This window comes from Streptococcus sinensis (assembly GCF_000767835.1).
Classification (GTDB): domain Bacteria; phylum Bacillota; class Bacilli; order Lactobacillales; family Streptococcaceae; genus Streptococcus; species Streptococcus sinensis.
Genome location: NZ_JPEN01000001.1, coordinates 1 through 13397, shown reverse-complemented (window position 1 = coordinate 13397; position 13397 = coordinate 1). Strand labels below are relative to the sequence as shown.

The window sequence follows — 13397 nt, the reverse complement described above, 5'->3', positions numbered from 1 at the left end:
TCGGAGATTTCTTCACTACTAATCTTAGTATGTTTTCTACAACAAAAGAGGCTCCATAATATCTATAGGGGATTTACCCACTACAAATATTATAGAGCCGTTTTTTTCTTCTCTAAAAATAAGAAACAAAAAAACACTGACGATTCATCAGTGCCTTTCCTTGAGGGTTAGTTTTGCTTTTCAAGCAAAGCTTTGATGTCTTGTAGGACTTCCAATTCAGTTGGTCCAGCTGGCTCTTCCTCAGCAGCTTCTTCGTTCTTCTTAGCAAGGTTTTGTGCTTTTTCAGCAGTCTTGACGATAAAGAAGAGGACAGTACCGATTACCAAGAAGTTGATTACTGCGCTTAAGAAGCTTCCGTAAGCAATTCCGTTCCATTTTAAACCAGCGATTTGTTCCACGCCAGCAGCTTTCAAAGCTGGATTGAGGAACAAAGGAGTGATAACATCCTGAATCAGTGAAGTGACGATTGCTCCAAAAGCATTGGCGATGATAACACCGACTGCCAAGTCAATCACGTTACCGCGAAGCAAAAATTCTTTCAAATCCTTTAACATTTCTTTTTCCTTTCAAAAAATGAGTTACTATTTGAAATTTTATTATAGCTCAAATAAATGATTCTTTCAAGCCATTTGTCTATCAAATATTTTACATTTGCCTCATTTTATTATAAAATATAGAGTGATATTCTATGATAAATTGGAGGTATTGTCTATTGGATAAAGAAACCATTTCTGAAATAAAAAATAGTGTCAATATCGTCGATGTCATAGGAGAAACAGTAGCCTTGACCAAGGCTGGGAGAAATTTTCTGGGACTTTGTCCCTTTCATGGTGAAAAAACGCCTTCCTTTAATGTTGTAGAGGACAAACAGTTTTACCATTGTTTCGGATGTGGTAAGTCAGGAGATGTTTTTAAATTTATCGAGGACTACCGAGGCGTTTCCTTTATGGAGGCTGTTCAGCTTGTAGCAGAGCGGGGAGGAATTTCCTTGGCTGTAGAGACAGCGGGCAAGGATCGACCGAGACAGGTTCATCCGCATCAGGCTCTCTACGATATTCATACCGAGGCGGCTAAGTTTTATCATGCTGTTCTAATGACGACCAAGATGGGAGAAGAAGCGCGAGCCTATCTCTACCAGCGCGGGCTGACGGATGAGGTTATTAAGCATTTTCAAATCGGTCTAGCTCCCAATGAAGGTAATTACCTTCACAAGAGTATGGCTGGTAAGTTTGATGAGCATACCATTATGAACTCAGGTCTCTTCAATCTGGCAGAGAACAATTTGGTCTATGATGCTTTTCAGAACCGGATTATGTTTCCCCTGACCAATGAGAGCGGGCAGGTTGTGGCCTTTTCCGGACGGATTTGGCAAGATTCGGAGCCTGGTTCACAGACTGCCAAGTATAAGAATAGTCGCAGCACCGCTATTTTTAATAAAAGCTATGAGCTTTATCATCTGGATAAGGCCAAGCCAGTCATCAAAAAACGCCATGAGGTTTATCTGATGGAAGGCTTCATGGATGTGATTGCGGCTTACCGGGCTGGAGTTGAAAATGCAGTCGCATCTATGGGAACAGCTCTGACACCTGAGCACGTTCAGCATCTGCTTAAGTATTGTAAGAAAATTATTCTGACTTATGATGGAGACAGGGCTGGTCAAGCTGCGACAGCCAAGGCTTTAGAGGAGCTGCGGGATATGACGGTGGAAATCGTCTCTCTTCCTGACAATATGGATCCGGATGAGTTTATTGCTAAAAACTCTGCTGCGGAATTGCAAAATTATCTGACCAAAACGCGAATTAGTAATGTGGAGTTTCTTCTACGTTATCTTAAACCAGATAATATCGAAAACCTGCAGGCCCAGATTGAGTTTGTGGAGCAGATGGCACCTATCATCGCTCAAACGCAGTCTATTACAGCTCAGAATTCCTATATTTATATGTTGGCTGAGTTACTGCCAGATTTTGATTACCAGCAGGTAGAGAATACGGTTAACAATAGTCGTTTGACTGAGCGAAGTAGTCGAAGCAGGCAGCAGTCGGAATCTCTAAGAAGACCTGTACTGGTAGATCTTCCGTTGTCTAAACAGCTATCACGGCTGATAAAGGCAGAAATTCATATCCTTTATCGTATGGTACACAATCCGCTGGTTTTAAATAGCTATCGGCTTCGTACAGATTTCGCCTTTGATACGGCGGAATTGCAGGAGCTATACGAGCTTTTACTGGCCAATGGTGAAGTAACTTCGCAGGATTTATCTAGCTTACCAGAAAGAGTCCAGCAACTTTGGTATCGGATGTTGGAGGAAGATTTGCCAGAGGAGATGGAAGACGGAGAGTTAGCAGAAGTTGAGCTGACTAGGGAACGCGAATTGCTTCGAAAGAATAATCAGCTGATTAGCAAAAAGGTTCGAGAAGCTTTGCATACTGGAGATGAGGATGCCGCTATATTAGAGGTGGAGCGCTTTATCGCACAAAAAAGAAGAATGGAGTAGGTATGGCTACAAAACAAAAAGAAGTAACAACATTAGACGTTCAAATTGCAGAATTCATCCGCAATCACAAGCAAACGGGTGCAGCAACGGATGATGAAATAAACGACAAACTGGTCATCCCCTTCGCCTTGGACGCTGATGGGATTGAAGATTTATTGCAGCGTATTCAGGATGCGGGCATTTCTATCACGGATAAGGAAGGAAATCCTAGCGCGCGTGTCTTGAATACTGAAGAGGAAGAGGCAGAGCTGACGGATGAAGAGCTCCTAGGGAGTAATTCAGCCAAGGTCAATGACCCAGTCCGCATGTATCTGAAAGAAATCGGGGTTGTGCCCCTTCTCAGCAATGAAGAAGAGCAGGAGCTGGCTATCTTGGTAGAACAGGGAGACTTGGAAGCCAAGCAGCGTCTGGCTGAGGCCAATCTTCGTCTGGTTGTTTCCATTGCCAAGCGCTATGTCGGCCGTGGTATGCAGTTCCTTGACTTGATTCAAGAAGGAAATATGGGGTTGATGAAGGCCGTTGATAAGTTTGACTACACCAAAGGATTTAAGTTTTCAACTTATGCGACTTGGTGGATTCGTCAGGCTATTACCCGTGCGATTGCTGACCAAGCTCGGACTATTCGGATTCCGGTCCACATGGTGGAAACCATTAACAAGCTGGTTCGCGAGCAACGCAATCTCTTGCAGGAATTAGGTCAGGATCCAACACCAGAGCAAATCGCTGAGCGCATGGATATGACACCAGATAAGGTTCGTGAGATTCTCAAGATTGCTCAGGAGCCAGTTTCGCTGGAGACCCCTATCGGTGAGGAAGATGACAGTCATCTGGGGGACTTTATCGAAGATGAAGTAATTGAGAATCCAGTTGACTACACAACTCGTGTCGTTCTCCGTGAGCAGTTGGACGAAGTCTTGGATACTTTGACAGACCGCGAGGAAAACGTCTTGCGTTTGCGCTTTGGTCTGGACGATGGGAAGATGCGGACACTGGAAGATGTTGGTAAGGTCTTTAATGTCACCCGTGAGCGGATTCGTCAGATTGAAGCAAAAGCCCTGCGCAAACTCCGCCATCCAAGCCGCAGCAAACCACTCAGAGACTTTATCGAAGATTAAGAACTGAAGAGCAAGGAGAGGTGGAAAGCCTTCAGCAGGAATCGTCAAGTCGGCAATACTAGCTGAAAACAAAAGCCCCCTCGAGCTAACTTGAAATCTCTGCTATATCTATAAGGAGGGTATTACATGTCAGAAAAAAATTATACATCCCAAGAAATAGAGGGAATCAAAACTCGTATTTTAGAAAGTTTGGAGCAGGTTATTGATCCTGAGCTTGGGATTGATATTGTCAATCTGGGACTGATTTATGAAATTCGCTTTGATGGGGACACTGGTGAGACAGAAATTGACATGACTCTGACGACCATGGGTTGCCCGCTAGCGGATCTCTTGACCGACCAAATCTATGATGCCATGACAGATGTCCCTGAAGTGACCAAGACAGAGGTCAAGCTGGTCTGGTATCCTGCTTGGACAGTGGAAAAGATGAGTCGATATGCCCGCATTGCCTTGGGGATTAAATGAGTAAAGGAACCTGCTTTGATGCAGGTTTTTCTTGTTTGATAATGGAATTTCCCTTGCCAAAGTTAGTAAAATCTGGTAGAATGAAACGTAACTAAATAGCAATCCGCAAGACCAGTAACCTAGGGGAAGTTTAACAGGGAGGGGAGCCAGCGACTGAAAGCTCTCTAGATGAAAGCTAGGCGAATTCACTTGCTCTAGGATTGATAAGTAAGGTCTGGCTTGCCAGATAAAAAACGGATGGTACCGCGTGTCAACGCTCCGCTTATGGAGATTGACGCGCTTTTTATTTTGGAGGGAAAATGACGAAAACGATTGAAGAACAACTGAAAAGCCTGCGTGAAGAGACTCTAGCTTCTCTCAAGCAGCTTAAGGCTGAGAATCAAAAGGAACTGCAGGACTTGCGTGTAGCAGTCTTGGGTAAGAAGGGTTCGCTGACTGAAGTCCTGAAAGGGATGAAGGATATTTCAGCTGAAATGCGGCCGATTATCGGGAAGCATGTCAATGAAGCGCGTGATGTTCTGACAGCAGCCTTTGAAAAGACTGCTCAAGAGATGGAAGAGCAATTAGTAGCTCTGAAACTGGCTGAGGAATCCTTGGATGTGACCCTGCCAGGCCGTCAAATTCCGGTTGGGAACCGTCATATTCTTAGCCAAACTAGTGAAGAAATTGAAGATATCTTCATCGGGATGGGCTATCAGGTCGTGGACGGCTTTGAAGTGGAAAAGGACTATTATAACTTTGAGCGGATGAATCTGCCTAAGGACCACCCAGCACGGGATATGCAGGACACTTTCTACATTACAGAGGAGATTCTGCTCAGAACCCACACCAGTCCGGTACAGGCGCGAGCTATGGACGCTCATGACTTTTCTAAAGGGCCACTCAAGATGATCTCACCAGGTCGCGTTTTCCGCCGGGATACCGATGATGCGACTCACTCCCACCAGTTCCATCAGATTGAAGGCTTGGTGGTTGGAGAAAATATTTCCATGGCAAACCTGCAAGGAACGCTGCAGCTGATTGTTCAGAAAATGTTCGGCGAAGATCGCAGTATCCGTCTGCGTCCATCATACTTCCCATTCACAGAGCCGTCTGTTGAAGTGGATGTTTCCTGCTTTAAGTGTGGCGGTGCCGGCTGTAATGTCTGCAAGAAGACTGGCTGGATTGAGATTATGGGAGCTGGTATGGTGCATCCGCGCGTGTTGGAAATGAGTGGCATTGATGCGGAGAAATACTCTGGATTTGCCTTTGGGCTCGGTCAAGAGCGGGTAGCTATGCTCCGCTACGGTATCAACGACATTCGTGGCTTCTACCAAGGAGATATTCGTTTTTCTCAGCAGTTTAAGTAGAAACCTGTAGTCATCAATGCAGCTTTTCTGAGAAAGGAGTGCAGTTATGCTAGTCAGAGTCAAGAAAGAAGAAGCGAGCCTCCTACGGGAGTTGGAGGTCGCGACCTATCAAGAAACCTTTGGTCAATTTATCAAGGAAGCTGATATGGCTCATTATTTTGACAATGAGCTGTCGCTTGCAACTATCGAAAAGGAACTGGCAGAGCCTGAGTCAGAGACCTATTTTGTTGTCAAAGAGGGTGAAATCGCTGGTTTTCTCAAGTTTAACTGGGGACAGGCTCAAACGGAGCAAGAACTGCCACAAGCCTTTGAGGCTCAGAGAATCTATGTCTTGAAAGCCTATCATGGTCAGGGCTTGGGCAAGGAGATGTTTGAATTTGCCTTAGATGAAGCCAAGAAACGAGACTTTGACTGGGTCTGGCTGGGCGTCTGGGAAAAGAATTTTAGGGCTCAAGATTTTTACTTTAAATACGGCTTTGAGAAATTCAGCCAGCACGACTATATCACTGGTGAGACAGTAGATACAGACTGGCTGCTGCGCAAGAAATTGAAATAAACAAGAAAATTTAAAGAGAGGAAATGATACGACCTAAAATTTGGTTGGTCAAGTTCCTCAGCGATAGAATAGAGAAAGGAATTGAACCCGGGCTAAAAACTCGGAAAAAAGATAGATTTGCGATCATTCGTCGAATGTTTAGCAAATCTCCTGTTTTTCAGTCGTTTTTGACGCCCTTGGTATCCTTTGTAGTAATGGCAAAGCACAAGTGCAGAAAATTTAGAGAGAGGAAATGAATACGACCTAAAAGCTCGAAATTTAGATGATTTGTTTCTGAAATCAGGATTTCAGACAAATCCCTAAAATTTGGTCGCTTTTACCAATTGCCTTGGCAATTGGCCGGTCTTAATATCTTAAATATGCTAGTAAGTTATAAGTGGTTAAAAGAGTTAGTAGACATTGATGTGGCGAGCGCTGAGCTGGCTGAGAAAATGTCAACGACAGGAATTGAAGTGGAAGGTGTGACATCACCAGCTGCTGGCCTGTCCAAAATTGTCGTTGGTGAGGTGGTATCGTGTGAGGATGTTCCTGATACCCACCTGCATGTTTGTCAAGTCAATGTCGGAGAAGAGGAGAACCGTCAGATTGTCTGCGGTGCTCCAAATGTTCGCGCAGGCATCAAGGTCATGGTGGCTCTGCCGGGTGCTCGCATTGCCGACAATTATAAGATTAAAAAAGGAAAAATCCGTGGCTTGGAGTCACTGGGCATGATCTGCTCTCTCGGTGAGCTGGGCATTTCTGATTCTGTCGTGCCAAAGGAATTTGCGGATGGCATTCAAATCCTGCCTGAAGAAGCAGTGCCGGGTGAGGAAGTCTTCTCTTATCTAGACTTGGACGATGAGATTATCGAGCTTTCTATCACCCCAAACCGGGCAGATGCTCTGTCTATGCGTGGGGTGGCTCATGAAGTGGCTGCTATTTATGACAAGTCAGTGCATTTCAAAGATTTTCCGCTGGCGGAAAATGAAAAGCAGGCAGCTGACAGCCTTTCAGTAGTCCTTGAGACAGAGAAAGCCCCTTACTACGCGGCTCGTATCTTGGAAAATGTCACCATCGCCCCAAGTCCTCAGTGGCTGCAAAATCTCCTTATGAACGAAGGAATTCGTCCGATTAACAATGTAGTGGACGTGACCAACTACATCCTGCTCTACTTTGGTCAGCCTATGCATGCTTTTGATTTGGATACTTTTGAGGGTGACCAGATTGTCGTGCGGGAAGCGCGTGCTGGTGAAAAACTGGTGACGCTGGACGGCGAAGAGCGGGAGCTGGAAGTCAGCGACCTAGTCATTACTGTGGCGGATAAGCCAGTTGCTCTGGCTGGTGTCATGGGTGGAGCAGCGACTGAAATCTCTGGCCAGTCCACTCGTGTTGTTCTGGAGGCGGCTGTTTTTGATGGTAAATCAATCCGCAAGACCAGCGGGCGCCTTAATCTTCGTTCTGAATCATCTTCCCGCTTTGAAAAAGGCATCAATGTAGCAACTGTTAATGAAGCTTTGGACGCGGCAGCAAGTATGATTGCGGACTTGGCAGGAGCGACAGTTCAGGCTGGTATCGTATCCGCTGGTAGCTTAGACACTAGTGATGTAGAAGTGGTGTCTAGTCTCGCGGATGTCAACCGAGTTTTGGGAACAGATTTACTTTATACAGATATTGTGGATGTCTTCCGCAGACTTGGCTTTGGCTTGTCAGGAAATGCTGAACAGTTCACTGTCAGTGTCCCTCGCCGTCGCTGGGATATTGCAATCGAAGCGGATCTCTATGAAGAAATTGCCCGCATTTACGGCTATGACAAATTACCAGCTAGCCTGCCAAAAGATGACGGGACTGCCAGTGAATTGACTGAAACGCAGCAACTGCGCCGTCAAGTACGGACCTTAGCAGAAGGAGCTGGGCTGACAGAAATCATCACCTACGCTTTGACGACGCCAGAAAAGGCGATTGAGTTCACTCTCAATCCTAGTAACTTGACTGAGCTCATGTGGCCGATGACAGTGGAGCGCTCCGTTCTTCGTCAGAACATGGTTTCTGGTATTTTGGACTCCCTAGCCTACAATGTAGCTCGTAAAAATAAGAATCTGGCTCTCTATGAGATTGGAAAAGTCTTTGAGCAGACCGGCAATCCTAAGGACGAACTTCCAAATGAAATCAATAGCTTTGCCTTTGCTTTGACAGGTTTGGTTAATGAAAAAGACTTCCAGACCAAGCCAGTAGCAGTTGATTTCTTCTATGCTAAGGGTGTAGTGGAAGCACTCTTTGCTAAGTTGGGATTGACAGCGGAATATACGGCTAGCAGCCAGATGAAGAGTCTGCATCCTGGACGAACTGCCCTGATTTCTATCAATGGCCAGCCTGTTGGCTTTGTCGGCCAAGTCCATCCTGCGACAGCTAAGGCTTACGATATTCCTGAAACTTATGTGGCTGAGCTCAACCTGTCTGCTATCGAGAAGCAGCTCCAGCCAGCACTGCCATTTACAGAAATTACTAAATTCCCAGCTGTCAGCCGTGATGTGGCCCTCTTGCTCAAGGCTGAAATCACTCACCAAGAGGTTCTTGATGCAATCCAAGCAGCTGGTGTTAAGCGCTTGACAGATATTAAGCTCTTTGATATCTTCTCTGGTGACAAGCTGGGTGTCGGCCTTAAATCCATGGCCTACAGCCTGACTTTCCAAAATCCAGAAGCTAGCCTGACTGACGAAGAAGTGGCTAAATACATGGAAAAAATCGAAAAATCCCTGACTGAAAAACTCGGTGCAGAGGTACGGTAGTATAGATAAAAAGAAGCAGTCCTTTGGGGCTGCTTTTCTCAATGAATAGCACTTTATAAAAGCCATCATTTATAGTATTCAAGCTTAACATAAAGGAAATTGCTATGGAAGATAAGAGAAATTATGTGGGATGAGCTTATTGGGATTTTTGCTTATCATCGGAGCAATTTAATCACTAAACAGCAGTGGTGATAGCTATAGTAATGGCTTAGAACGGTTGAAATCCGAGCGAAAAGAAGAAAAGTTACATGAGAGTCCGATGATAATCCAGAAATCTAAAATGATGAATAGCTTAATTGATATACCTGAAGATGAAACCTTATAAGAAGAGCAGAAAAGGTTATAAGCTACTGTAGATTCTTATAATGAGCAATTGGGGTTTGAAAGGAAGCAAGAAAACAACAATCAATATGTAATTGATGTGAGCTATTGATTATGTCACAGCTCATCTGCTTGCTATCCGGACCTTTTTCAGAGAGAATAGCAAATTCTTGACAAATGAGACAGACAAGTGTAGAATAGGAATATAAACTACAATTGTAGAAAAAGGAGAAAGCGATATGACTATTTCAAAAAAAGCCTTTATCGGAATTCTATCTCTGACACTAGCAGTCCTATTAGCTGCTTGCTCAAGTAATGCGAATCAGGGAGGAAATACCACTTCGNAGCAGGTACAAGTAGATACAGCTAATCAAAGATTAATTGTTGGTGACGATGTTAAAAGCTATCGCCAAAATGGTAATCAGCTGATTGTGGACGAACTGGATGATGATCCAGATACTCTGACCTTTACCAAGCAGTAAGCCGTTTCTCAAACTGCTCTGGACAACAGGAGGAGCAGTGAAGATAGCGGATGCTAAACGTATAGAAAAAAGAAACAAGATAAGTGTCAGTCTATGAACTGAAGCACTTGCTTGTTTCTTTTTCTTTATCTGATTTTATTGGAAGGTGTTTCTATTCTGAATCGTCTAACTTTCTCATTTCTACTTGTACTTCAACTTCATCCAGAAAAACTTGGGTAGGAGCGGTGGGAGGGATGTGCTTTTTCCAGATAAGCTGGAGAGGGGCGACAGGGTGGTGCTTTCCAGAGGAAGAAAGACTAGATTGAAATTGAGTTGAATTGGAGGATATTTTTTAAGAAGAAGTAGGCTGGCATCTTTTCCTCTCTTTCTTGTATTTTTGTATGAAACTAGAGGTATATTTTCAAAAAAGTTTCAAAAAATTTCCAATATAAACAAAATCTTGCGTATAATTCCTATCTTTTGACTTTACTTTGTGGTATACTGGGTAAGTTGCAAGTAACTAAGTTGATTTTCAAAGAATGAGAACCAGCAACGCGGGTTGCAGATATACTAAAAGGATACAAAATATCCAGCTAATCAACGACCTATCATTCTCCTGAGAATTAGCTAATGCTTAGAGATTATTAGCCTTTTGACTGATTTTCAAAGAGTAAAAATGCCTTATAAGGTGGCTTCGCACCGCCTTTAGAAAGAAGAAGAACATTGAAATTTAATGAATTACATTTATCTGCTGAATTACTAGCAGAGATTGAAAAAGCTGGCTTTGTAGAAGCGAGCCCTATTCAAGAGCAGACGATTCCACTTGCCATGGCAGGTAAGGACGTTATCGGTCAGGCCCAGACAGGGACAGGAAAGACGGCAGCCTTTGGCTTTCCAACTCTGGAGAAGATTGATACAAATAATCCTGCTGTGCAAGCATTGATTATAGCTCCAACCCGTGAATTGGCCGTGCAGAGTCAGGAAGAGCTTTTCCGTTTTGGCCGTAGCAAGGGTGTCAAAGTGCGTTCTGTCTACGGTGGCTCCAGCATCGAAAAGCAAATTAAGGCCCTCAAATCTGGTGCCCATATCGTCGTAGGAACACCTGGCCGTCTTTTGGATTTAATCAAACGCAAAGCACTTAAGCTGAATCAGATTGAAACCTTGATCTTGGACGAAGCGGATGAAATGCTTAACATGGGCTTTTTGGAAGATATTGAGTCTATCATTTCTCGTGTACCAGCAGAACGTCAGACCTTACTCTTTTCAGCGACCATGCCGGATGCTATCAAGCGTATCGGTGTGCAGTTTATGAAGGAGCCTGAGCATGTCAAGATTGCGGCTAAGGAGCTGACGACAGAGTTGGTCGATCAGTATTATATCCGCGTCAAGGAAAATGAAAAATTTGATACCATGACCCGCCTGATGGATGTGGACCAGCCTGAGCTGTCAATCGTCTTTGGCCGGACCAAGCGCCGGGTGGATGAGCTGACTCGCGGTCTGAAAATCCGCGGTTTCCGAGCAGAGGGCATCCATGGTGATTTGGACCAAGGCAAGCGTCTCCGCGTTCTGCGCGACTTTAAAAACGGCAATTTGGATGTCTTGGTAGCGACAGATGTAGCCGCGCGTGGATTGGACATTTCTGGTGTGACCCACGTCTACAACTATGACATTCCGCAGGATCCAGAAAGCTATGTTCACCGAATTGGTCGGACTGGTCGTGCTGGTAAGTCAGGTCAGTCTATTACTTTCGTAGCACCAAATGAAATGGGTTATCTGCAGATTATCGAAAATCTGACCAAGAAGCGCATGAAAGGCCTTAAGCCAGCTACTGCAGAGGAAGCTTTCCAAGCTAAGAAAAAAGTGGCTCTTAAGAAGATTGAGCGCGATTTTGCTGATGAAAGCATCCGTTCTAACTTTGAGAAATTTGGCAAGGATGCCCGCAAGCTGGCAGCAGAATTCAGCCCAGAAGAGCTGGCCATGTATATTCTCAGCTTGACGGTGCAAGATCCAGATACTCTTCCTGAAGTAGAAATTGCCCGTGAAAAACCATTGCCATTTAAACCGTCTGGCGGTGGCTTTGGCGGCAAAGGGAAGAGCGGCCGTGGCAACGGTCGTCGAGGTGACCAAGGTCGTGATCGTCGAGGTGGACGCGAAGACCGAGATGGAGGCCGTCGTGACTTTAAACGCAAGTCAAACAAGAATAGTCGTGATTTCGAAAGCAGAGGGAACAAGCGTCCGCACCGTACTTCTAGCGAAAAGAAAACAGGCTTTGTCATCCGTAACAAGGGCGACAAATAATGGATGCTTGTCGGCTGTAGAGGCTACTAATAGTGGGAGAGCGAATATCGCTCTCTTTTTGCTTTGAAAAAATTTTGTGAATTTTGCTTTATTTACAATCATTCTTAATAGTAAACTTTTTTCAGTCGTGGTATAATGGAATGAGATTATTAATGGTATGTATGGAGTTGAATATATGATGAACCAACAGAATGAAAAGTATTATCAGGAAGTGACAGAACATCTGCGAATGAAGGGTGTTCGGCTTACTGAAACCAGAAAAGCAGTTATTGCTTTTATGATTAATAGCAGTGATCATCCTAGTGCCGAGATGATTTATCAGGCTTTGTTGCCAGAATTTCCGCACATGAGTCTGGCGACTGTCTACAATAATCTTAAAGTTCTGATTGATGAGGGATTTGTGGCAGAGCTTAAAGTCCGTAATGATACAACGACTTATTTTGATTTTATGGGACATCAGCATCTCAATGTGATTTGTGAAAAATGCGGTCGTATTGCTGATATGGACCTTAATTTACCGGATGTCAAAGAGGAAGTTGAAAAACAAACTGGCTATCGAATTACCAATGCTCAGACAACAGTTTATGGAATTTGTCCAGCCTGTCAGGAGCAAATTGTTCAAGCAGGATAAAATTGAAAAGAAGTTCATTTTGAAACTTCTTTTTTGTTTAGGAAAGTTTTTCTTTACTTAGCTTATTCATTTGTGAAATTTTTATGTTTCTCTTACTTAGACTAGCTTTTTAACGAAAAATTTTGTAAAATAGAATAGATAAACGAGGACAACCTCGGAAAATAAAAGGAGAACTTCTAATGGTAAAATTAGTTTTTGCTCGCCATGGTGAGTCTGAATGGAACAAAGCAAACCTCTTCACTGGTTGGGCTGATGTAGACCTTTCTGAAAAAGGAACACAACAAGCAATCGACGCTGGTAAGTTGATCAAAGAAGCGGGAATTGAGTTTGATATTGCTTTCACATCAGTTTTGACACGTGCTATTAAAACAACTAATTTGGCTCTTGAATATTCAGACCAACTTTGGGTACCAGTTGAAAAATCATGGCGCTTGAACGAACGTCACTATGGTGGTCTGACTGGTAAAAACAAAGCCGAAGCAGCAGAACAATTTGGTGACGAGCAAGTTCACATTTGGCGTCGTTCTTATGATGTCTTGCCTCCAGATATGGCCAGAGATGATCAATATTCAGCTCACAGCGATCGCCGTTATGCTAATCTTGATGACACAGTAGTACCAGATGCTGAAAACTTGAAAGTTACTTTGGAACGTGCTCTTCCTTTCTGGGAAGATAAAATTGCTCCAGCTCTTAAAGATGGTAAAAATGTCTTCGTTGGTGCACACGGAAACTCTATCCGCGCTCTTGTGAAACACATCAAACAATTGTCTGATGATGAAATCATGGGAGTAGAAATTCCAAACTTCCCTCCTCTTGTATTTGAGTTTGATGAAAAATTAAACGTAGTAAAAGAATACTATCTTGGAAAATAAGAAGTACAAGAGTCTGAGACAAAATAGTTCTCAGCCACAAAAAAGCTAGAGATTCCCAATTGCGGAACTC

At 43.9% G+C, this 13397-nt stretch carries 11 protein-coding genes; 10 read left to right on the top strand and 1 reads right to left on the bottom strand.

Annotated features, from left to right (window positions below; all coding sequences use genetic code 11):
• Positions 1-167: 167 nt before the first annotated feature.
• Positions 168-554: a large conductance mechanosensitive channel protein MscL gene (gene mscL, locus SSIN_RS00060; protein ID WP_037614370.1), complete on the bottom strand. Its 387-nt coding sequence runs from the start codon at positions 552-554 to the stop codon at positions 168-170.
• Positions 555-688: 134 nt separating this feature from the next.
• Between mscL and dnaG the strand changes: the two genes are divergently transcribed.
• From dnaG to SSIN_RS00005, 10 genes are all read left to right on the top strand, one after another.
• Positions 689-2494 carry a DNA primase gene (dnaG, locus tag SSIN_RS00055; protein WP_037614368.1) on the top strand — a complete coding sequence of 602 codons (1806 nt, stop codon included), beginning with the start codon at positions 689-691 and terminating at the stop codon, positions 2492-2494.
• A 2-nt stretch (positions 2495-2496) separates the two neighbouring features.
• Entirely contained in the window at positions 2497-3609 is a 1113-nt protein-coding gene (gene rpoD / locus SSIN_RS00050; protein ID WP_037614366.1) for an RNA polymerase sigma factor RpoD, read from the top strand.
• A gap of 126 nt (positions 3610-3735) precedes the next feature.
• On the top strand, positions 3736-4074 hold the full coding sequence (locus SSIN_RS00045) for a metal-sulfur cluster assembly factor (RefSeq protein WP_037614365.1): 339 nt from the start codon (positions 3736-3738) through the stop codon (positions 4072-4074).
• Between the two features lie 299 nt (positions 4075-4373).
• Positions 4374-5423, top strand: a complete 1050-nt coding sequence (gene pheS, locus SSIN_RS00040) for a phenylalanine--tRNA ligase subunit alpha (RefSeq protein ID WP_037614364.1) — start codon at positions 4374-4376, stop codon at positions 5421-5423.
• Between the two features lie 46 nt (positions 5424-5469).
• A complete protein-coding gene (locus SSIN_RS00035; protein ID WP_037614363.1) occupies positions 5470-5979 on the top strand; it encodes a GNAT family N-acetyltransferase in 510 nt (169 codons plus the stop codon).
• 335 nt (positions 5980-6314) lie between these two features.
• Complete coding sequence (gene pheT, locus SSIN_RS00025; RefSeq protein ID WP_342341875.1) at positions 6315-8744, top strand: phenylalanine--tRNA ligase subunit beta; 2430 nt, start codon at positions 6315-6317, stop codon at positions 8742-8744.
• Positions 8745-9304: 560 nt separating this feature from the next.
• Positions 9305-9547: a DUF3642 domain-containing protein gene (locus SSIN_RS00020; RefSeq protein ID WP_037614359.1), complete on the top strand. Its 243-nt coding sequence runs from the start codon at positions 9305-9307 to the stop codon at positions 9545-9547.
• Positions 9548-10249: 702 nt separating this feature from the next.
• Positions 10250-11824 carry a degradosome RNA helicase CshA gene (gene cshA, locus SSIN_RS00015; protein ID WP_037614358.1) on the top strand — a complete coding sequence of 525 codons (1575 nt, stop codon included), beginning with the start codon at positions 10250-10252 and terminating at the stop codon, positions 11822-11824.
• Between the two features lie 178 nt (positions 11825-12002).
• Complete coding sequence (locus SSIN_RS00010; protein WP_037614372.1) at positions 12003-12455, top strand: Fur family transcriptional regulator; 453 nt, start codon at positions 12003-12005, stop codon at positions 12453-12455.
• Positions 12456-12634: 179 nt separating this feature from the next.
• Positions 12635-13327, top strand: a complete 693-nt coding sequence (locus SSIN_RS00005) for a phosphoglycerate mutase (RefSeq protein ID WP_037614357.1) — start codon at positions 12635-12637, stop codon at positions 13325-13327.
• Positions 13328-13397: the final 70 nt, after the last annotated feature.